The sequence below is a fragment of the Streptomyces sp. AHA2 genome (assembly GCF_036857595.1).
GTDB lineage: Bacteria > Actinomycetota > Actinomycetes > Streptomycetales > Streptomycetaceae > Streptomyces.
Map to the genome: position 1 here is coordinate 36,046 of NZ_JAUQWJ010000028.1, position 19,884 is coordinate 55,929.

The 19,884-nt window shown below is 73.0% G+C and carries 23 protein-coding genes; 12 read left to right on the plus strand and 11 right to left on the minus strand.

Features of this window, described 5'->3' with window-relative positions:
* Positions 1-5: 5 nt before the first annotated feature.
* Positions 6-518, minus strand: coding sequence for a pyridoxamine 5'-phosphate oxidase family protein (locus Q5694_RS32340; protein WP_333937074.1), 513 nt, complete (start codon positions 516-518; stop codon positions 6-8).
* Positions 519-710: 192 nt separating this feature from the next.
* On the minus strand, positions 711-1,196 hold the full coding sequence (locus tag Q5694_RS32345) for a Rieske (2Fe-2S) protein (protein ID WP_333937075.1): 486 nt from the start codon (positions 1,194-1,196) through the stop codon (positions 711-713).
* Positions 1,197-1,392: 196 nt separating this feature from the next.
* Here Q5694_RS32345 and Q5694_RS32350 point away from each other — a divergent pair, with 196 nt between their 5' ends.
* Entirely contained in the window at positions 1,393-2,148 is a 756-nt protein-coding gene (locus Q5694_RS32350) for a HipA family kinase (RefSeq protein ID WP_333937076.1), read from the plus strand.
* The gene (locus Q5694_RS32355) at positions 2,145-2,558 is read left to right on the plus strand and encodes a DUF3037 domain-containing protein (protein ID WP_333937077.1); all 414 of its coding nucleotides are present in this window, start codon (positions 2,145-2,147) and stop codon (positions 2,556-2,558) included. Before Q5694_RS32350 ends, Q5694_RS32355 begins: the two co-directional genes overlap by 4 nt.
* A gap of 13 nt (positions 2,559-2,571) precedes the next feature.
* On the opposite strand, the gene Q5694_RS32360 is transcribed toward Q5694_RS32355, so the two are convergent.
* Positions 2,572-2,859: a hypothetical protein gene (locus tag Q5694_RS32360; protein WP_333937078.1), complete on the minus strand. Its 288-nt coding sequence runs from the start codon at positions 2,857-2,859 to the stop codon at positions 2,572-2,574.
* 425 nt (positions 2,860-3,284) lie between these two features.
* Here Q5694_RS32360 and fabG point away from each other — a divergent pair, with 425 nt between their 5' ends.
* The 5 genes from fabG to Q5694_RS32385 all read left to right on the plus strand — a co-directional run bounded on the left by fabG (position 3,285) and on the right by Q5694_RS32385 (position 8,024).
* The gene (gene fabG / locus Q5694_RS32365) at positions 3,285-4,046 is read left to right on the plus strand and encodes a 3-oxoacyl-ACP reductase FabG (RefSeq protein ID WP_333937079.1); all 762 of its coding nucleotides are present in this window, start codon (positions 3,285-3,287) and stop codon (positions 4,044-4,046) included.
* A 12-nt stretch (positions 4,047-4,058) separates the two neighbouring features.
* Positions 4,059-4,817 carry an SDR family oxidoreductase gene (locus Q5694_RS32370; protein WP_333937080.1) on the plus strand — a complete coding sequence of 253 codons (759 nt, stop codon included), beginning with the start codon at positions 4,059-4,061 and terminating at the stop codon, positions 4,815-4,817.
* A gap of 219 nt (positions 4,818-5,036) precedes the next feature.
* Complete coding sequence (locus Q5694_RS32375) at positions 5,037-6,617, plus strand: ABC transporter substrate-binding protein (protein WP_333937081.1); 1,581 nt, start codon at positions 5,037-5,039, stop codon at positions 6,615-6,617.
* A 93-nt stretch (positions 6,618-6,710) separates the two neighbouring features.
* Complete coding sequence (gene ung, locus Q5694_RS32380) at positions 6,711-7,394, plus strand: uracil-DNA glycosylase (protein WP_333937082.1); 684 nt, start codon at positions 6,711-6,713, stop codon at positions 7,392-7,394.
* Positions 7,395-7,514: 120 nt separating this feature from the next.
* On the plus strand, positions 7,515-8,024 hold the full coding sequence (locus Q5694_RS32385) for a hypothetical protein (protein WP_333937083.1): 510 nt from the start codon (positions 7,515-7,517) through the stop codon (positions 8,022-8,024).
* A gap of 28 nt (positions 8,025-8,052) precedes the next feature.
* Here the strand turns inward: Q5694_RS32385 and Q5694_RS32390 are convergent, their stop codons facing one another.
* From Q5694_RS32390 to Q5694_RS32400, 3 genes are all read right to left on the minus strand, one after another.
* Complete coding sequence (locus tag Q5694_RS32390) at positions 8,053-8,556, minus strand: hypothetical protein (RefSeq protein ID WP_333937084.1); 504 nt, start codon at positions 8,554-8,556, stop codon at positions 8,053-8,055.
* A gap of 178 nt (positions 8,557-8,734) precedes the next feature.
* Positions 8,735-9,247, minus strand: a complete 513-nt coding sequence (locus tag Q5694_RS32395) for a DinB family protein (RefSeq protein ID WP_333937085.1) — start codon at positions 9,245-9,247, stop codon at positions 8,735-8,737.
* A 43-nt stretch (positions 9,248-9,290) separates the two neighbouring features.
* Complete coding sequence (locus tag Q5694_RS32400) at positions 9,291-9,932, minus strand: TetR/AcrR family transcriptional regulator (protein ID WP_333937086.1); 642 nt, start codon at positions 9,930-9,932, stop codon at positions 9,291-9,293.
* Positions 9,933-10,012: 80 nt separating this feature from the next.
* On the opposite strand from Q5694_RS32400, the gene Q5694_RS32405 reads away from it, so the two are divergent.
* Positions 10,013-11,197, plus strand: a complete 1,185-nt coding sequence (locus Q5694_RS32405; protein WP_333937087.1) for an FAD-dependent monooxygenase — start codon at positions 10,013-10,015, stop codon at positions 11,195-11,197.
* A 13-nt stretch (positions 11,198-11,210) separates the two neighbouring features.
* Complete coding sequence (locus tag Q5694_RS32410) at positions 11,211-12,116, plus strand: Gfo/Idh/MocA family protein (RefSeq protein WP_333937088.1); 906 nt, start codon at positions 11,211-11,213, stop codon at positions 12,114-12,116.
* On the opposite strand, the gene lnt is transcribed toward Q5694_RS32410, so the two are convergent.
* The gene (gene lnt, locus Q5694_RS32415; protein WP_333937089.1) at positions 12,040-13,614 is read right to left on the minus strand and encodes an apolipoprotein N-acyltransferase; all 1,575 of its coding nucleotides are present in this window, start codon (positions 13,612-13,614) and stop codon (positions 12,040-12,042) included. The two genes, Q5694_RS32410 and lnt, sit on opposite strands and share 77 nt — an antisense overlap.
* A gap of 211 nt (positions 13,615-13,825) precedes the next feature.
* Between lnt and Q5694_RS32420 the strand changes: the two genes are divergently transcribed.
* Positions 13,826-14,428 carry a DUF4291 domain-containing protein gene (locus Q5694_RS32420; protein WP_333937090.1) on the plus strand — a complete coding sequence of 201 codons (603 nt, stop codon included), beginning with the start codon at positions 13,826-13,828 and terminating at the stop codon, positions 14,426-14,428.
* A gap of 13 nt (positions 14,429-14,441) precedes the next feature.
* On the opposite strand, the gene Q5694_RS32425 is transcribed toward Q5694_RS32420, so the two are convergent.
* The 3 genes from Q5694_RS32425 to Q5694_RS32435 all read right to left on the minus strand — a co-directional run bounded on the left by Q5694_RS32425 (position 14,442) and on the right by Q5694_RS32435 (position 16,235).
* Positions 14,442-14,621 (minus strand): hypothetical protein, encoded by a 180-nt coding sequence (locus tag Q5694_RS32425; RefSeq protein WP_333937091.1) that lies wholly within the window; start codon positions 14,619-14,621, stop codon positions 14,442-14,444.
* Between the two features lie 109 nt (positions 14,622-14,730).
* Positions 14,731-15,606, minus strand: a complete 876-nt coding sequence (locus Q5694_RS32430; protein ID WP_333937092.1) for an undecaprenyl-diphosphate phosphatase — start codon at positions 15,604-15,606, stop codon at positions 14,731-14,733.
* Between the two features lie 158 nt (positions 15,607-15,764).
* Positions 15,765-16,235 (minus strand): winged helix-turn-helix transcriptional regulator, encoded by a 471-nt coding sequence (locus tag Q5694_RS32435; protein WP_333937093.1) that lies wholly within the window; start codon positions 16,233-16,235, stop codon positions 15,765-15,767.
* Between the two features lie 113 nt (positions 16,236-16,348).
* Between Q5694_RS32435 and Q5694_RS32440 the strand changes: the two genes are divergently transcribed.
* Entirely contained in the window at positions 16,349-17,518 is a 1,170-nt protein-coding gene (locus Q5694_RS32440; protein WP_333937094.1) for a thiolase family protein, read from the plus strand.
* Positions 17,519-17,539: 21 nt separating this feature from the next.
* Here the strand turns inward: Q5694_RS32440 and Q5694_RS32445 are convergent, their stop codons facing one another.
* A complete protein-coding gene (locus Q5694_RS32445; RefSeq protein ID WP_333937095.1) occupies positions 17,540-18,331 on the minus strand; it encodes a TVP38/TMEM64 family protein in 792 nt (263 codons plus the stop codon).
* Positions 18,332-18,698: 367 nt separating this feature from the next.
* Between Q5694_RS32445 and tuf the strand changes: the two genes are divergently transcribed.
* Positions 18,699-19,868 carry an elongation factor Tu gene (gene tuf / locus Q5694_RS32450; protein WP_333937096.1) on the plus strand — a complete coding sequence of 390 codons (1,170 nt, stop codon included), beginning with the start codon at positions 18,699-18,701 and terminating at the stop codon, positions 19,866-19,868.
* The last annotated feature ends 16 nt before the right edge of the window (positions 19,869-19,884 follow it).

Below are 19,884 nucleotides of genomic sequence, written 5' to 3' on the forward strand. Positions count from 1 at the left end.
TGGCGCTAGGTGTATTGACCCGCAGGGTTGTTCACACGGCTGATCGGTGGCTGGCCGCCGAGCTTGCGGAAGTCCCAGGACACGGTCTTCGCCGGTGTCAGCCGCAGCCAGGCGTGCCGGCCGTCGTGCGGCATCTCCTCCAGCCCGAAGTTCTTCCGCGCGAACAGGGTCTCGGGCACGTCGAGTTCGGCGCGCAGCTCACCCGTGCGCGGTATCTCGCCCACGAACTCGACCGTGCCCGACAGCTCCGCACCGCGCAGTTCGTCGTACTCCTCGCCGGTGTCGACCACGATCGCCACCCGCGGATCGCGGCGCAGATCCGCCCACCGCTTGCTGCGCACCACCGAGTACAGCCAGATCGAGGTGCCGTCCCAGGCGAACCACAGCGTGGACACGTGCGGAGCGCCGTCCGCCGACACCGTGGCGACCCGGCAGGTGCGCTGCGCGGTGAGGAAGTCGTCCAGCTCGCCGGGCGTCATCATGATCTTCCGGCCCCGGCGCTGCTGTGTGGCGCTCATGCTCCCCCTCTTTCTCCCACGTCGTGCCAGAGGAGGTCCTCTGACATCACGTCGGAGAAGGATGGGTTCCCGTCCGTCGGCGTGCAAGGGGCGCCCGCGCGCCCACCGGGGCGCGGCGGACCGCCGCGGGAGGCCGTGGGCGGGCACGCCCGCGACGGGGTCCGCCGGTGGTGCCGGAGAAGCCCGGCGTGATCAGGCCAGCGTGATCGAGTCGCCGTCCACGGTGACCTGCCTGGCCTCCAGCGGCTTGACCGCCGGGCCCTTCTTCACGCTGCCGTCCAGGACGGAGAACTGGCTGCCGTGGCAGGTACAGGAGATGGTGTCGCCCGCGAGGTCCACCATCGGGCAGTTCTGGTGGGTGCAGATCGTCGAGAAGGCCTTGTAGTCGCCCGCGGTCGGCTGGGACACCACGACCTTCTCGTCCTTGAAGATCCTGCCGCTGCCCTCGGGGATGTCGGCGGTCTTCGCGAGCGCCGCACCGCCTCCCGCCCCGGCCGACGCGTCGCCGCCCTCGTTCGTCGCACCGCCACCCGTCGCGCCCTGCTCGGCCGACGAGCCGGACGCCTTGTCGTCCGAGCCGCACGCCGTCAGCGCCACGGCGAGCCCCGCCGCGCCGACCGCCGCCACGACGGCACGGCGGTTCGGGCCCGGCACCGGCTGAACTGATTCGCTGGTCATGCTGACGTTCCTTCCGGGGATTGGTGATCTGCGCAGAGGTACGGCCCTCGGGGACCGGCTGTTCAGAGACCCTCGAAATCCTGGCCCGCCGGCGCAGGTACGTGGGTAAAGGGGAGCTGTCGGTTCGCTGTCGGGTTCCGGCCCGGCACCGCGAGGTCGCCGCCGCCGCCCGCCGGCGCGTCAGTAACCTGGGGCGATGCTCAAGGAAGTGATCGCGACCCGGTTCATCGCGCCCCTGCGCGAGGGCGGTTCGCTGCCGGGCCTGGTCGAGGCCGACGACCTCGGCCGTTACGTGCTGAAGTTCACCGGCGCGGGACAGGGACGCAAGACACTCGTCGCGGAAGTCGTCTGCGGGGAGCTCGCCCGCCGGCTGGGGCTCAGGATCCCCCGCCTGGTCACCGTCGAACTCGACGCGGACCTGGGACTCGGGGAACCGGACCAGGAGGTGCAGAGCCTGCTCCGGTCCAGCGGCGGCACCAACCTCGGCATGGACTTCCTCTCCGGCGCGCTCGGCTTCGACCCGCTCGCCTTCCGCGTGGACCCGCGCGAGGCCGGGCGGATCGTCTGGTTCGACGCGCTCGTCAACAACGTCGACCGGTCCTGGCGCAACCCCAACCTGCTGATGTGGCACGGCGAACTGTGGCTCGTCGACCACGGCGCGACCATGATCTGGCACCACAACTGGCCCGGCGTGCAAGCCTCCGCCGCCCGGGCGTACGACGCCTCCGACCACGCGCTGGCACGGTTCGCACCCGATGTGGCCGCCGCGGCGACCGAGTTGGCGCCGCAGGTCACGGAGGAACTGCTCGCCGACGTCACCGCGCAGATCCCCGAGGTCTGGCTCGCCGGGGAGCCGGGCTTCGGCACCCCGGACGAGCTGCGGCAGGCCTACGCCCGGCCGCTGCTCGCCCGGGCCGCCGCCATCCACGACCGCATCCAGGGGCTCACGTGAACGACCGCCACATCATCAGGGGCGGACCCCGCGACCGCCAGGTCTACGAGTACGCCCTGCTGCGTGTCGTCCCGCGGGTCGAGCGCGGCGAGTGCATCAACGCCGGGGTGCTCCTGTACTGCCGCGCCGCGGCCTACGTCGGCGCGCTCACGCACCTCGACGAGACGCGTCTGCTGGCCCTCGACCCCGAGGCCGACGTCGCCGGCGTCCGCGCGGCCCTCGGGGGCGTCGAGGGCGTCTGCGCCGGGGGCGCCGCGGCGGGCCAGGCCGCGGCCGACGACCCCGGCCGCCGCTTCCGCTGGCTGGTGGCCCCCCGTTCGACGATCGTCCAGCCGGGCCCGGTGCACACCGGGCTCACCCGGGACCCTGCCGCGGAGCTCGCGCGGCTGCTGGACCAGCTGGTGAGGTGACGGCGGGCCGGGGTCAGGTCCGCTGACGCCGCAGGAGGTACCCGGCCACGACGGTGGCGCCGCCGGAGAAGGCCAGGCCGGCACCGATCACCCAGCGGCCCGGACCGTCGGTCGCGGCGCACCCGAGTCCGCCGCGCACGCCCTGGGACGGGGTGCCGGTCGGGGCGGGGGTGACCGGGCGTGAGGTGGCGGGCGACAGGGTGACCGGGCGTGAGGTGACCGGTGCCGGGGCGGCCGCCGGGGTGCCGGGGTGCCGGGGTCGATGATGCCCGTCCCGCCCCGGCGCGGAAGGGCCTCGCACGCCGTGCCGTCGTCGGGGCCCTGGTCCTCGTCGAGCCGGTTCGGGTCGCCGCGGTCCGCGTCGAGGACGCCCTGCGCGTCCTCCTGGAAGACGAAGTCCCGGCAGTCGCGGTCGTCCTGGGCGTGAGCGGGGACGGCGGGCGACTGCGAACCCGGCGATCGCCGGCAGCGGGCCGAGAACACCGGTGCGAGGGCGCACGGGGCGTCTCCTTCCGGGCCGCGGACGGGCCCCTCGACGCCATGGGCGACCGGCGGAGGCGGCTCGCGGCCCTGGGCCGATCGGGTGTTTGCGCGAACACCGCCGACCTGCCGGCCACGGGGGATGGATCACATGGCCGGTCGGGCCGTTGACACCGCGTGCCAGGGCTTCTAGCGTCACCACCACTGAAGGTACTAAGCGGTCGCTCACCTGAGGAGAAACCAGTCATGTCCACCACTGAGCAGCGGGTCGCCGTCGTCACCGGTGCAGCGCGCGGGATCGGTGCCGCCACCGCCGTACGGCTGGCCGCCGAGGGGCGCGCGGTCGCCGTGCTCGACCTCGACGAGGCCGCCTGCAAGGACACCGTCGAGAAGATCACCGCCGCCGGGGGCAGGGCCGTCGCGGTCGGCTGCGACGTCTCGGACGAGGCCCAGGTCGAGGCGGCCGTCGCCCGTGTCACCGAGGAGCTCGGCGCGCCGACGATCCTGGTCAACAACGCGGGCGTGCTGCGCGACAACCTGCTGTTCAAGATGAGCGTCTCCGACTGGGACACCGTCATGAACGTGCACCTGCGCGGTGCCTTCCTCATGTCCAAGGCCTGCCAGAAGCACATGGTGGACGCGGGCTTCGGCCGGATCGTCAACCTGTCGTCGTCCTCCGCGCTGGGCAACCGCGGCCAGGTGAACTACTCGGCGGCCAAGGCCGGTCTGCAGGGCTTCACCAAGACCCTCGCCAAGGAGCTGGGCAAGTTCGGCGTGACCGCCAACGCCGTCGCCCCCGGCTTCATCGCCACCGAGATGACCAAGGCCACCGCCGAGCGGGTCGGCATGGGCTTCGAGGACTTCAAGGCCGCCGCCGCCACCCAGATCCCGGTTGCCCGCGTCGGCGAGCCGGAGGACATCGCCAACGCCATCGCCTTCTTCACCGGCGAGGCCGCCGGATTCGTCTCCGGCCAGGTGCTGTACGTGGCCGGCGGGCCGCTCGACTAAGGGGCGAAGGACATGACTTCCACGGAACTTTCCGGCAAGGTCGCCCTGGTCACGGGCGCCAGCCGCGGCATCGGCTACGGCGTCGCCGAGGCCCTGGTCGCCCGCGGCGACCGCGTCTGCATCACGGGGCGCAACGAGGACGCCCTCAAGGAGGCCGTCGAGCGGCTCGGCGCCGACCGCGCGATCTACGTCGCCGGCAAGGCGCACGACGAGGCCCACCAGGCCGTCGCCGTCGACCGTACGATGGAGGCCTTCGGCCGGGTCGACTTCCTCGTCAACAACGCCGGGACCAACCCGGTGTTCGGCCCGATCGCCGACCTCGACCTGAACGTCGCCCGCAAGGTCTTCGAGACCAACGTCGTCTCCGCCCTCGGCTTCGCCCAGCGCACCTGGCACGCCTGGCAGAAGGACAACGGCGGCGCGATCGTCAACATCGCCTCCGTCGCGGGCCTGTCGCCCTCCCCGTTCATCGGCGCGTACGGCGTCAGCAAGGCGGCGATGATCAATCTGACGGTGCAGCTCGCCCACGAGTTCGCGCCCGGCGTTCGGGTCAACGCGATCGCCCCGGCCGTCGTGAAGACCAAGTTCGCCCAGGCCCTGTACGAGGGGCGCGAGGAGGAGGCCGCGGCGGCCTACCCCCTCGGGCGCCTCGGCGTGCCCTCCGACATCGGCGGCGCCGCGGCGTTCCTCACCTCCGAGCAGTCCGACTGGGTCACCGGTCAGACGCTCGTCGTGGACGGCGGCATCTTCCTCAACGCCGGCACCGGCTGACCGGCCCCCTCCGCCGTCCGGCACGGGCGTCCCTTCACCGAAGGGGCGCCCGTTCCCCTGTGCGGGGGACGTGAAGTGGCCGCGAAAGAGCCGCAAATCGGACTGACAACGTCGTCATAGGTTTATCGATCAAGAAGCCGCGTTCCGGGAAGGGTCAGCAGGCGCGGCACTGCGGTATGGTCTGCCGACCCTTGGTATGGCAGATCGAGGAGCGTGCGCGTGTTCAACCGGAACCGATGCCTGCGGCGGGTGGCGGCCATCGCGTCCATATCGTCCCTGGTCACCGGGTGCGGGGTGCTGTCGTCTGACACCCCGGAGGACGAAGGACCCATCGTCGTGGGCACCACCAGCGCCCCCAGCACGCTCGATCCCGCTGCGTCCTGGGACAGTTCCTGGGAGCTGTTCCGCAACATCTACCAGACGCTGCTGAGCTACCCCACGGGCTCGACCGAGCCCCAGCCGGACGCCGCCGAGCAGTGCGGGTTCAGCGACTCCTCGAACCAGGTCTACCGCTGCGAACTGCGCGAGGGCCTGACGTTCTCCAACGGGGACACGCTCGACGCCCAGGCCGTCAAGCACTCCTTCGACCGCATCCGCAGGATCAACGTCAACGGCGGTCCGGCCGGTCTGCTGGGCAGTCTCGAACGGGTGCAGGCGCCCAACGACCGCGAGGTGGTGTTCCACCTCAACAAGCCCGACGCCACCTTCCCGTTCGTGCTCGCCACCCCGGCCATGTCGATCGTCCCGCCGAAGGCCTACCCGAAGAACAGCCTGCGCGAGGGCGACGGCGTCGTGGGGTCCGGGCCGTACGTCCTGGACTCCTACGACGAGGGCAAGGAGGCCGTCCTCGCCCGCAACGACTCCTACAAGGGCTTCGCCGAGCGCCGCAACGACGCCGTGACCGTCCGCTACTTCCAGGACTCCGGCGCCATGGTCAAGGCCCTGCGCGACGAGCAGATCGACGTGACCTACCGCGGTCTGGCCGCCGGTGACGTCGTCGACCTGCAGAGCGCCAAGGAGCAGGAGATCCAGCTCGTGGAGGGCACCGGCACGGACATCAACTACCTGGTGTTCAACCCGAAGGACCCCTGGGCCGAGAAGAAGGCCGTGCGTCAGGCCATCGCGCAGGTCGTCGACCGGGCGGCGATCGCCCACAAGGTCTACAAGGACACCGTCGACCCGCTGTACTCCATGGTCCCCAAGGGACTCACCGGCCACACCACGGGTTTCTTCGACGACTACGGCGACCCCGACGTCGCCAAGGCCCGCAAGATCCTCAGCGAGGCGGGCATCAACCAGCGCGTCCCGCTGACCTTCTGGTACACCAGCGACCGCTACGGCTCCGAGACGGCCGCCGAGTTCAAGGAGCTCGAGCGCCAGCTCGAAGCCTCCGGCCTGTTCACGATCAGCCTCAAGAGCCGTCCCTGGAAGACCTACGTGGAGGGCTACCAGAAGGGCGAGTACCCGGTGTTCGGCCGCGGCTGGTTCCCCGACTTCCCGGACGCGGAGAACTTCATCGCGCCGTTCGTCGGCGAGCAGAACGCTCTGGGCACGCCCTACCCGGCGCCCGAGATCACCGGCGACCTGCTGCCCCGCTCGCGCCGCGAGAGCGACCGCGCGAACGTGGTGAAGGAGTTCGAGGAGGCCCAGCAGATCCTCGTCGACGACGCACGGCTGCTGCCGCTGTGGCAGGGCCGGCAGTACGTGGCCGCCAGCCGGGACGTCTCGGGCGCGGAGCGGGCCCTGGACCCGTCGACGATCATGATGATGTGGGAGCTGCACCGCAAGACCGCCTGGTGAGCGGACCGGTTCCGGCTCCCGCGGGGCGCGTTGTCAGTGGTCGCCGGTAGGTTCTGCAACCGGCAAGTGACCGCACATCGATAGGACGTTGACGTGACCGACATCGCCATGCTGCCCGAGTCCTGGCGCGGGGTTCTGGGCGACGAACTGCAGCAGCCCTACTTCAAGGAGCTGACGGAGTTCGTCGAGGAGGAGCGGGCGAAGGGTCCCGTCTACCCGCCGCGGGAGGAGGTCTTCGCGGCGCTGGACGCCACGCCGTACGAGGAGGTCAAGGTCCTGGTCCTCGGCCAGGACCCCTACCACGGCGAGGGCCAGGGGCACGGGCTGTGCTTCTCGGTCCGGCCGGGGGTGCGGATCCCGCCGTCCCTGCGCAACATCTACAAGGAGATGAACCAGGAGCTGGGCATCCCGATCCCGGACAACGGCTACCTGATGCCGTGGGCGCGGCAGGGCGTGCTGCTGCTGAACGCGGTGCTCACGGTCCGTGCCGGCGAGGCCAACTCGCACAAGGGCCGTGGCTGGGAGCGGTTCACGGACGCGGTGATCCGCGCGGTGGCCGGGCGTCCCGACCCGGCCGTGTTCGTCCTGTGGGGCAACTACGCGCAGAAGAAGCTGCCCCTGATCGACGAGTCCCGGCACGTGGTGGTCAAGGGCGCGCACCCCTCGCCCCTGTCGGCGAAGAAGTTCTTCGGCTCGCGGCCCTTCACACAGATCAACGAGGCCGTCGCCGCCCAGGGGCACCGGCCGATCGACTGGACGATCCCCGACCTCGGCTGAGCGTCCCGCGCGCACGAGGGCCGCCCGGAAGCCCCCGTGTCCACGGAGCCGCCTGAGCCGGATCACCGCGGCCTGCGGTTAGCGTCGGCGGGAACAGCCGGCGAGTGCGCGGAGGGCGTCGTGGCGGAACGACAGGGGCAGACGGTGCCGGACGCCGTGCTGACCCGCATCGGGCAGGTCGTCATGCTGCACCACGCGGGCGACCGGGAGGAGGCGCGGCACCGGTTCCTGGACCTGTGGGCGGAGCTCGGTGTGCACGGCGACCCGCTGCACCGCTGCACCCTCGCCCACTACCTGGCCGACACGCAGGACGACCCGGCCGACGAACTCGCCTGGGACCTGCGCGCGTTGTCGGCCGCGCAGGAGATCATCCAGGGGCCGTCCTCCCGGGAGGACGGTCTCGCGGTGCGCGCCTTCCATCCGTCCCTGCACCTGAACCTCGCCGACGACTACCTCGGGCTCGGCCGGTGCGACGCCGCCCGCACCCACCTGGCACGCGCCAGGGAAACGGCCGCCGCCCTCGCCGACGACAGCTACGGCGACGGGGTGTGGGCGGCCATCGCCCGCCTGGAGCGACGGCTGGGCGAGGGCGGCACGGGCGTCCGGACCCCACCGAGGCAGCGGCCCTAGCTGTGTTGATCACGAGCGTCAGCGGGCTTCAACCCCCGTACGTGTCCCGGCAGATCCTCGCCTCGGGGCTGTCCGGGCGCCAGCCGCCGTAGCGCCGGCCCAGGGCGCACACGTCCGTGCCGCCCGGCACCTGCTCGCCCGCCTCCCGCCGGACCGGTCCCGAGACGTCCGGCGGCGCGCCGGTGCGCGGGCGCTGGGGGCCGCGCGCGGCCGGCCGGGGCCGGTCCGGGCGGGGGTGCGGTGCGCGGGCTTCCCGGGGCGGGCGTCCGGGATCCGTGGCGGCCGCGGCGGGCGGCGCGGCCCGGCCGGACGGCGCCGCGGCCGGTTCCGGCTCGTGGGACTCCTCGATGCGCTGCAGGAACTCACGGGCCGGTGCCTGGACGACCGGGCTCCGCGAGCGGTCCTCCTGTCGCGGCGCCGACGGCGGTGCCGAGGGCCCGGGTGCGGGCGGCTGCCGGACCGTCGTGCAGCCGGCGAGGGCTGCGACGGCCGCGGTCACCAGGAGCGTGGCTGCGGTCGTGGTTCGGTGCACCCGCGCAACTCTGCTGCCCCCGGCCGCCGGTGGGACGGCGGAACGGCCCAGGATGCCCCGCACGGGTGATCTCCCGCGCCCCGCGGAGGCCCGTGGGCCCACCGACGCGCGGAACGTCGGTCGGTCCGTGCGGGCGACGGGTTCGGCCTCGGCGGCCCCGAGGACGACCGGTGTGGCGTCAGTCGCCGGTCGCGCCGTCGATGCGCTCGCGGATCAGGTCGGCGTGGCCGTTGTGCCGCGCGTACTCCTCGATCATGTGGGTGTACAGCCACCGCAGGTTGAACCGCTCTCCGGTGCGCCGGTGCTCGCCCTCGGTGATGTCGTCCAGGCCGAACCGGGCCGCGTTGGCCCGGGCCGCCTCGATCTCGGCCTGCCAGACGGCACGGGTCCGCTCCCAGGTGTCCGCCTCGGTGAGGTGGAACTCGCCGTCCGGGTCCTCCTCGCTGAAGAAGAGCGGCGGCGCGTCCTCGTCGGCCAGCACGCGGCGGAACCAGCTGCGCTCCACGTCCGCCATGTGCCGCACCAGGCCCAGCAGGGACAGGTCGGAGGGTTCCACGGAGGCGGAGCGGAGCTGTTCGTCGCTCAGACCCTCGCACTTCCAGGCGAGGGTCTGCCGGTGGAAGTCCAGCCAGCCCTCCAGCATCGTGCGTTCGTCGGCGGTGGTGCCGGGCATCCGTCGTTGGTCGGTCATGCACGCATCCTGTCCGAGGGGACCGGCACGCACACGTGGTTTTTCAGGCCCCGAGCATGCCGGTCAGCAGCTCCCGCACTCCGGCCCGCACCTCCTCCAGGCTCGGCACGCGGGCGCCGAACGAGCCGGCCACGCAGCTGAACATCAGCCCGTCCCCCCAGGCGATCAGCGACAGCGCGTGCCGTTCCGGGTCCGTCGAGCCCATCGCGGTGACCAGGGCGGTCAGCTGATCCCGGAAGCGGGCGCCGGTGGCGTCGAAGAACGAGCGCAGCTCGGGGCGGCGGGTGGCCTCCAGGGCCAGTTCGTAGCGGGCCAGGGTGAGGGCCCTGTGGTCCGTCAGCGCGCGGTGGACCGCGAGTGCCAGCGCGTCCGCCGTGGACTCCGGCCCCGACCTCGGGTCGGGCATCTCGTCCAGGGCCAGCACCTTCGCCTCGCGGTCGGCCAGCCGCCGCACCGCCAGCTCCAGCAGGGCCTGCCGGGTGCGCGCCAGGTTCGAGGTGGAGCCCTGGGGGAGTCCTGCCGTCTCGTCGACCGCCCGGTGGGTCAGTCCGCGCATCCCGCGCTCGGCGAGCAGGGCGAGGGCCGCGTCGGCGATCAGGTCGGAGCGCGCGGAGGCGGTGGTGCGTGAGGGGGCGACCGTGCGAGCGGAGGGGGCGGTGCGCGCGGAGGCGGTGCGAGCGGACATGGCCTCACGCTACCCGCCTGACTACGTCTGTAGTAGCCTCGGGACTGTCACTACAACTGTAGTCGAGCCCTGGAGGAGCCATGTCACAGCCGAAGCGGGTCGTCGTGGTGGGGGGCGGCATCGGAGGTCTGACGGCGGCGGCCGCCCTGCACCGGCGCGGCCTGCACGTCACCGTGCTGGAGCGCGCCCAGTCGCTGGAGCCGGTCGGGGCCGCGATCTCCCTCGCGCCCAACGCCCTGCGCGCGCTGGACGTCATCGGACTGGGCGACGAGACCCGCGACCTCGCCGCCTGGTCCGGGGACGGGGGCCTGCGCACCCCGAAGGGCCGGTGGCTGTCCCGTACCTCCGCCGAGGCGGCCGCCCGGCGCTTCGGCGGTCCGCTCGTGCTGCTGCACCGCGCCACGCTGATCGAGCGCCTCGCCGCGCGGCTCCCCGCGGGAACCGTCCGCACGGACGCCGCCGCGGGCCTCGTCGACAGCGGAGGCCCCGGCCGGCCGGCCCGCGTCAGGACCGCGCACGGGGAACTGGAGGCCGACCTGGTGGTCGGTGCGGACGGGATCCGGTCCGCCGTGCGCGGGACGCTCTTCCCGCACCACCCGGGCGCCGTCTACTCCGGCTGGACGACCTGGCGGGTCGTGATCCCCGTCCCCGGCGCCCGGTTCGCCTCGCACGAGACCTGGGGCCCGGGCCGCATCTGGGGCACGCACCCGCTGAAGGACGGCCGCGTCTACGCCTACGCCGGCGCCACGACCCCCGCAGGCGGACGGGCGCCCGACGACGAGAGGTCGCAGCTGCTGCGCCTCTTCGGGCACTGGCACGACCCGATCCCCGCCGTGCTGGCCGCCGCCCGCCCGCAGGACGTGCTGCGCCACGACGTCCACCACATCGCCGACCCGCTGCCCGCCTATCACCACGGCCGCGTCGCGCTGCTCGGCGACGCCGCGCACGCCATGACGCCGAGCCTCGGCCAGGGCGGCAACCAGGCCATCGAGGACGCCGTCGTCCTCGCCCACCACTGCGACGACCTCGCCGCCTACACCGCCGCCCGGCGCCCCCGCACGACCGCCATCGCCCGCCAGGCCGCCAAGGCCTCCCGCCTCAGCCTGATGAGCAACCGGGCGGGCATCGCCGTGCGCGACACGGCCATGAGCCTGCTGTCGCCGGCCGCGCCCGCCCTCTTCCTGCGCAGCTTCGACGGCATCGCCGACTGGGTCCCCCCGCAGCAGCCGTATGCTTCCGAGCAGACCCCGGCAGGCAACCGCTAGAGGAGACCACCCCGTGAAGGTCGGCTGCATCGGACTCGGCGACATCGCGCAGAAGGCCTACCTTCCGGTCCTCGCCTTCCGGGCGGACGTGGAACTGCACCTGCAGACCCGTACGCCCGCCACGCTCGACCGGGTCGGCGACGAGCTGCACGTCCCGCGGGAGCGGCGGCACGCCACCCTCGACTCCCTCGTCGCGGCCGGCCTCGACGCGGCCTTCGTGCACGCGCCCACGCTCGCCCACCCGGAGATCGTGACGCGGCTGCTGGAGGCCGGCGTGCCGACCTACGTCGACAAGCCGCTCGCCTACGAACTCGCCGACTCCACCCGGCTGGTGGAGCTGGCCGAGCAGCGGGGCGTGAGCCTGGCCGTCGGCTTCAACCGGCGCCACGCCCCCGGTTACACGCAGTGCGCCGACCATCCGCGCGAACTGATCCTGATGCAGAAGAACCGGGTCGGGCTGCCCGAGGAACCGCGCGCGATGATCCTCGACGACTTCATCCACGTCGTCGACACCCTGCGGTTCCTGGTGCCCGGTGCCGTCGACGACGTGACCGTGCGCGCCCGCGTCCGCGACGGGCTGCTGCACCACGTGGTGCTCCAGCTCGCCGGGGACGGCTTCACCGCGCTCGGCGTGATGAACCGGCTCAGCGGCTCCGCCGAGGAGGTCCTGGAGGTGTCCGGACAGGACACCAAGCGGCAGGTGGTGAACCTCGCCGAGGTCGTCGACCACAAGGGGCAGCCGACCGTGCGGCGGCGCGGCGACTGGGTGCCGGTCGCCCGCCAGCGCGGGATCGAGCAGGCCGTGCTGGCGTTCCTGGACGCGGTCCGCACCGGGCGGGTGCTCAGCGCGAGGGACGCGCTGGAGACCCATGAGCTGTGCGAACGGGTGGTACGGACGATCCAGGGGCCGACCGCCTGAGCCGCACGGTCCGCAGCCCGTCACCGACGGCCCAGACGCCGAGGATCAGCATGGCCGCGTGCACGGTCCAGTCGCCGAAGCGCACGTAGGGCGTCGTCCCGTGGGCGAGGGGCAGGGAGTAGCGCACCGCGGCGGAGGCGTCCGTCCGGAGCCGTGGGCCGACGGGCCGCCCGTCCGGGCCGTAGCCGGCCGAGACGCCCGTGAGGGTCGCGTGCACCATGGGCCGGCCGGTCTCGGCGGCCCGCAGGGCGGCCAGGGAGGCGTGCTGCGCGGGCGCCCAGCTGTCCTGGAACGTGGAGGTCGACGACTGGCCGACCAGCAGGTCGACGCCTTCCCGGGTCAGGTGGCGGGTCATGTCGGGGAAGGCCGTCTCGAAGCACACCATCGGCCCGACGCGCAGTCCGTCCCCGACGTCCATCACGACCGGCTGCGAGCCGCGCCTGCGGTCCTCGCCCGCCGCCTTGCCGACCGAGGTGGCCCAGCCGAGCATCGAGCGGGCCGGGACGTACTCGCCGAAGGGCACGAGCCGCATCTTGTCGTAGCGCTGCCCGGTGAGACCGTCCGGCCCGATCAGGACCGAGCTCTTGTAGATGCCGGGCTTGTCCGAGCGCCGGGCGTCCACGTTGACCACGATGTCGGCGCCCGTCACCCGTGACAGCGCGGCGAGCCGCCGGGCCAGGTCGGGCCGGTCGTCCAGATCGAACCCCACGCTGCTCTCGCCCCAGACGATCAGGTCCACGTCCTGCCCGGCGAGCCGCCGCGTGAGCTGCTCCTCGCGGGCGAACCGGCGGTCGGCGCTGTCCGCCCCGGCCACCACGCCGGGCTGGACGACGGCGACGCGGACCTGGCCGTCGACGGCCGGACGCGGCGCGAACGCCCAGGCGGCCGAGGTGGCGGCGGCCGTGGCCACCAGCCCGGCCACGGCCGGCACCCGCGCCCGGCGGACCGCGACGAGGACGGCGAGGGCCACGTTCAGCGACACGATCAGGAAGCTCAGCAGCCACACTCCGCCGACCGAGGCCAGGCGCAGCGCCGGCTGCACCTGCCACTGGCTGCTGCCGAGCATGCCCCACGGCCCACCCAGCCCCTGCCAGGAGCGGACCAGTTCGACGGCCAGCCAGCCCGAGGGCAGCACCAGCAGCGCCGCGGCGACCCGGGTGCGGGAGGGGACTCGGCCGAGCAGGCGGCGCACCAACCAGCCCCAGGGAGCCCACAGGGCGCCGAGCAGGGCGGCGATGACGAAGGTGAACACGTGCAGGCTCGGCAGGAGCCAGTGGTGCATGGCCAGCATGAACCCGAAGCCGCCGCACCAGCCGTCGTACGCCGCCCGCCTGCCCGTCGGTGCGGTGCGCAGGAGCAGCAGCCAGGGGACCAGGGCGGCGAAGGCCCACCACCACAGGGCCGGGGCCGGGAAGGCCAGGACGGGCAGGGCGCCCGCGACCGCCGCGGCGGCCGCACGCCGCCAGGGGGAGGCGAGCCAGTGGCCGAGCGTCTTCATGGGCGCCTCCTACCCCGTGCTGCCTCCAGTGTGCGTCCTGCGGACGATCTAGGACACAGGACACAGGACCCCGGTCAGTTGACCACAGGCGCCCTCCGCCGTCCGGGAAGCGCCGCCCGCCCGCCGGAGGCGGGTGGCCGCCGGCGGACGGGCCCGGCGTACCGGGATATTCGGTGGCCCCGGCGGCGCCGCCGGGGCCAGCCTGTCCCCCGTGAACGATCACCGAGAACCGCGCCACCGGATACGGGCCCGCCAGACCGGCTCCACACTCACCGTCTACCAGGCCTACCGCCCGGAGATCGGCGGCCCCGCCGCCCGCACGGGCCGCTTCCCCCCGGCGTGGAAGCGCGACCGCATGACATGGATCAAGCCCTCGTTCCTGTGGATGATGTACCGCTGCGGCTGGGGCACCAAGGAGGGGCAGGAGACCGTCCTGGCCGTCGAGATCAGCCGGGAGGGGTTCTGCTGGGCGTTGCGGCACGCGTGCCTGTCCCACCACGTGCCCGCGCTGCACGGGGACCGGGCGGCTTTCCGGCGGAGGCTGAGGCAGGCGCCGGCCCGGGTGCAGTGGGACCCGGAGCGGGACCTGCGGCTGGCCGCCCTGCCCCACCGCTCGCTGCAGCTGGGGCTCGCGGGGGAGGCGGCGGCCCGGTACGCCGACGAGTGGATCGTCGGGATTCAGGACGTCACGCCGCTCGCCAGGGAGATCCACGCCCATGTGCGAGCGGGTGAACTGGACAGGGCCGCCCGGCTGTTGCCCGAGGAGCGGCCCTTCGAGGTGGACGAGGAGGTGCTGGCGCCGCTGCGCGCCTGAGCGGGTGGGGCGGTCAGGCCGCCTTGACGACGTCGGCGCGCACGGCGGTGGCCCATTCGACGACCAGCAGCTCGTACTCCGTGCGCTCCTCGGCCGACAGGGTGCCGCCCGTGCGCCGCCACAGCGCACGGATCTCCTCGTTGACCACGGCAGCGGACCGCACGGAACCAGGGCTCGGGGAATCGGGGGACATGCGGACCAGCCTAGGGGCAGCCACTGACAGCGCGCTACCGGACGGCTACCGGATCGCTATGCGGTTGGTCACGAGACCCGGGTCACACGGGAGGGCCGCAGGGGCCCGGTCAGTGGGCCGGCTCACCCGCGTGCGGGCTGAGCACACCCATGCCGACCAGGACGATGATGAGGATGCCGAGCGCGATGCGGTAGTAGACGAACGGCATGAAGCTCTTGGTCGAGATGAACTTCATGAACCAGGCGATGACCGCGTATCCGACGCCGAAGGCGATGATCGTGGCGAAGATCGTCGGCCCCCAGGACACGTGCCCGCCCTCGGTGGCGTCCTTCAGTTCGAACGCGCCGGAGGCCAGCACCGCGGGGATGGCGAGGAGGAACGAGTAGCGGGCCGCGGCCTCTCGCCGGTAGCCCATGAACAGGCCGCCGCTGATGGTGGCGCCGGAGCGGGAGACACCCGGGACGAGCGCCATGGCCTGGCACAGGCCGTAGATCAGGCCGTCCCGGACGCCCAGGTCCTCCAGGGCCTTGCGCTGCTTGGGCGCGCGGTGCCGGCCGCCGCTCTCGTCCCGCGCCGCGAGACGGTCGGCGACACCCAGCACGATGCCCATGCCGATCAGCATGGTCGCGGTGATCCGCAGATCGCGGAACGGCCCCTCGATCTGGTCCTTCAGCGTCACGCCGAGTACGCCGATCGGGATGGAGCCGACGATCACGAGCCAGCCCATCCGGGCGTCCGGATCGCTGCGCAGCGCCTTGTTGGTCAGCGAGCGCGTCCACGCCGAGATGATCCGCCCGATGTCCTTGCGGAAGTAGATCAGCACGGCGGCCTCCGTGCCGATCTGCGTGATCGCCGTGAAGGCCGCGCCCGGGTCCTCCCAGCCGGAGAAGGCCGCGGTCAGGCGCAGGTGCGCGCTGGAGGAGACGGGGAGGAACTCGGTCAGCCCCTGGACGAGTCCGAGGATGAGTGATTCGAACCAAGACATGAGGTAGCGGAGTCCAAGTGCCGATCGTGGGACGGGCGACGGGCGCACGAGACCGCCGTTGCGGTGAACGGGGGATCATGTGCCGAGGGGGAAGCGTAGCGCCCTTGGGTTACCGCTCCTGCACAGGGGCTGGAAGCCGCCGGCCGGTGGCGGGACTCTCAGGCCGCCGTGGGCCCGGTGACGGTCCAGCCGGGCGCCTGCGGGTGGGCCGTGAGGTCCTGGTGGCGCACCTCGCCGCCGCAGGACCGGCAGGTGACCGCGGGGTCGAGGGTCCGGCCGCAGGAGTGCTGCAGCAGCATCGGGCGCTCGCCGTCCGCCCGGAGGTGCCGGTCGCCCCAGGCCATGAGGGTCCACAGCACCGGCTCCAGCTCCAGCCCGGCCTGGGTCGGCCGGTACTCGAAGCGCTGCGGGCGCTCGCTGTACGGCCGCCGGGTCAGGATCCCGGCGTCGACGAGCCGGCGCAGCCGGGCGGCGAGGATGTCGCGCGGCGCGCCGATGTTGCGCACGAGCTGGTCGAAGCGGCCGTTGCCCAGGCACACCTCGCGCAGGACGAGCAGGGAGTGCTTCTCGCCGACGAGCGCCAGCGTGTCGGCGATGGAACAGGGGCGCGGGTCCTTGGTGGCGGCCATGGGGCCAGTCTACGAGAGGGTTGGATTTTCCAACTCGCTGGTCTACCGTGAGTTCGGATTTCCTACTCACTGGTAGCTCACCGGTAGCTCCCTGGTAGCCGTGGAGGCCCGCCATGCGTGACGCAGTCGTCGTCGAAGCCGTACGCACACCGATCGGCAAGGGCAAGCCGAACGGCGCCCTCGCGCACGTCCACCCGGTGGAACTGCTCGCCCACACCCTGCGCGCCCTCGTCGAGCGCTCCGGTGTCGACCCGGCGCTGATCGACGACGTCATCGGCGGCACGGTCGACCAGGTCGGCGAGCAGGCCATGAACACCACCCGCTACGCCGTCCTGTCGGCCGGTTTCCCCGAGTCGGTCCCCGCGACGACCGTGGACCGCCAGTGCGGCTCCTCGCAGCAGGCCGTGCACTTCGCCGCCCAGGGCGTCCTGTCGGGTGCCTACGACCTCGTCGTGGCCTGCGGGGTCGAGTCGATGAGCCGGGTGCCGATGTGGTCCAACGTGCCGGAGGGCGAGGACCCGTTCGGACCGGGTGTCGCCGAGCGCTATCCCGAGGGGCTCGTGCCGCAGGGGATCAGCGCCGAGCTGATCGCCGCCAAGTGGTCCCTCACCCGGGAGCGGATGGACGACTTCGCGCTCTCCTCCCACCGCAAGGCCGCGGCGGCCTGGGAGGCCGGACTGTTCGACGCCGAGGTCGCGCCCCTGGAGGGCGTCACGCGCGACGAGTGCGTCCGGCCGGGCGGTACGAGGGAGACCCTCGCCGGGCTCAGGCCCGCCTACCACGATCCCCGCTTCGCGGAGCGGTTCCCGCAGATCGAGTGGAACATCACGGCCGGCAACGCCAGCCCCGTCAACGACGGCGCCTCGGCGGTGCTCATCACGTCGAGCGAGACCGCGGCCCGGCTCGGGCTGCGCCCGCTCGCCCGGCTGCACAGCTTCGCCGTCACCGGCTCCGACCCGCTGCTCATGCTCACGGGCGTCGTCCCGGCCACCGAGAAGGTCCTGCGCAGGGCTTCCCTGACCCTGGACGACATCGATCTGTTCGAGGTCAACGAGGCGTTCGCCAGTGTCGTCCTGGCCTGGCAGCAGGAGACCGGGGCCGACCTGGAGCGGGTGAACGTGCACGGCGGCGCCATCGCGCTCGGCCATCCGCTCGGCGCCAGCGGCACCCGGCTGACGACCACGCTGGTGCACGCCATGCGCGAACGCGGCGCCCGCTACGCGCTGCAGACCATGTGCGAGGCGGGCGGGCTGGCCAACGCCATGGTGCTGGAGAGGGTGTGAGGCCGCCCGGCTGAGGGACGCTCAGAGCCCGCGCAGGCGGTGCCGCTTGCGCCAGGCCACCACCACGCCCGCCAGCGCCGGCAGGGCGATGCAGGCCAGGGCGATCAGGAAGGCCGGGGAGGTCGGCGTCGAGGCCCGGGCACCGGCGACGGCGTAGGCCGCGGTGTTCGGGATCGAGCCGAGGGCCGTCGCCAGCAGGAACGGCGCCAGGCCCATCCGGGAGACGGAGGCACAGTAGTTCGCGGCCCAGAACGGCACACCCGGGAAGAGCCGCACCGCCAGCATCGAGCGGAAGCCGTGCCGGCTGAGCTGGCCGTCGGCGGCCTTCAGCCAGCGCCCCCGCAACAGCGGCCGAAGGGCGTCCTGCCCGAGCGCCCGGCCCAGGCAGAAGGCGATCCCGGCGCCCAGCACCGTGCCCGACAGGGCCACGCCGAGGCCGAGCTGGGAACCGAACAGGGCGCCCGCCGCGAGGTTGAGCAGCGGCCTCGGCACGAACGCCACGGTGCACACGCCGTACGCGGCCGCGAACACCACGGCCGCCATGGCGCCCCCGATGTAGGGCGGCCAGCCCTCCGTCAGCAGCCGCTGCGGCTCGAACAGCAGCACCGTGCACGCGCCGGCGCCGAGCAGCGCCACGAGCAGGGACAGCCGGGACCACGGGGAGAACAGCACTCTGGTGCAGCGGGCGGCGAAACCCGCGGACGCGGTGGACGGGGCGGCCGTGGCCCGGGGAGCGGCGACGGCGAGTTCCGCGGTGGTGGCCCGGGGAGAGGCCGTTGCGGTGCCCCCAGAGCGGGTGGTGGCATCGAGCATCCGGTGACACTAACCGACAAATGTGTGTGATCGCCGTATGGTTCGTCTCACGAGCGTCACAGGAACCCGGGCGCGCGGCGTGCCCGGGCGGAGGGAAAACCATTCGACGCGCCGGGTGTCGTCGGCGAGGATCGACCTCATGTTCCGGCATGCCTTCGCTCTCGCTGCGGCCCTGGTCAAGGGCGCTCCGAAGGCTGCCGTCGTCACTGTCGCGGCCGTCGCGGACGGCGCCCGAAGCTGACCCTCCCCGGTTCGTCCGGCGGGCCCCGCGAGGGGAGGGTCGGGCAGCGCCTCGGGGTCCCCGAATTCTTCTCCTCTCCGCCGACGCGCGCATCGCGCCCTCGGCCAGACGCTTCGAGGTACAGCCATGTCCAAGACGGCCTACGTCCGCACGAAACCGCATCTCAACATCGGCACCATGGGCCACGTCGACCACGGCAAGACCACTCTGACCGCCGCCATCACCAAGGTCCTCGCCGACCGCGGCACCGGCGCGTTCGTGCCGTTCGACCGGATCGACCGGGCGCCCGAGGAGGCGGCGCGCGGCATCACCATCGACATCGCGCACGTCGAGTACGAGACCGACACCCGGCACTACGCCCACGTCGACATGCCGGGCCACGCCGACTACGTCAAGAACATGGTCACCGGCGCCGCGCAGCTCGACGGAGCGATCCTCGTGGTGTCCGCGCTCGACGGGATCATGCCGCAGACCGCCGAACACGTCCTGCTCGCGCGGCAGGTGGGCGTCGACCACATCGTCGTCGCCCTCAACAAGGCCGACGCGGGCGACGAGGAGCTGACCGACCTGGTCGAGCTGGAGGTCCGCGACCTGCTCACCGCGCACGGCTACGGAGGCGACTCGGTGCCCGTCGTCCGGGTCTCCGGGCTGAAGGCGCTGGAGGGGGACCCGCGGTGGGCCGCCTCGGTCGAGGCGCTGCTCGACGCGGTGGACACGTACGTGCCCATGCCCGAGCGGTACGTGGACGCGCCGTTCCTGCTGTCCGTGGAGAACGTGCTCACCATCACCGGCCGGGGCACCGTCGTGACCGGGGCGGTCGAGCGGGGCGTGGTGCGCGTGGGCGACCGGGTGGAGGTGCTCGGGGCCTCGGTGGAGACCGTGGTGACGGGGCTGGAGACCTTCGGCAGGCCCATGGAGGAGGCGCAGGCCGGGGACAACGTGGCGTTGCTGCTGCGGGGCGTGGCGCGGGACGCCGTCCGGCGGGGGCACGTGGTGGCCGCGCCCGGGAGCGTGGTGCCCAGCCGCCGCTTCACCGCGCAGGTGTACGTGCTGTCCGCGCGCGAGGGCGGGCGGACGACGGCCGTCTCCACCGGGTACCGGCCGCAGTTCTACATCCGGACCGCGGACGTGGTCGGGGTCGTCGACCTGGGGGAGCACGCGGTGGCCCGGCCCGGGGACACCGTCGTCATGACCGTGGAACTCGGGCGGGACGTGCCGTTGGAGGCCGGGCTCGGGTTCGCCGTGCGGGAGGGCGGCAGGACCGTGGGGGCGGGGACCGTCACCACGGTGGGCTGAGGCGGCGCGGGGCGGC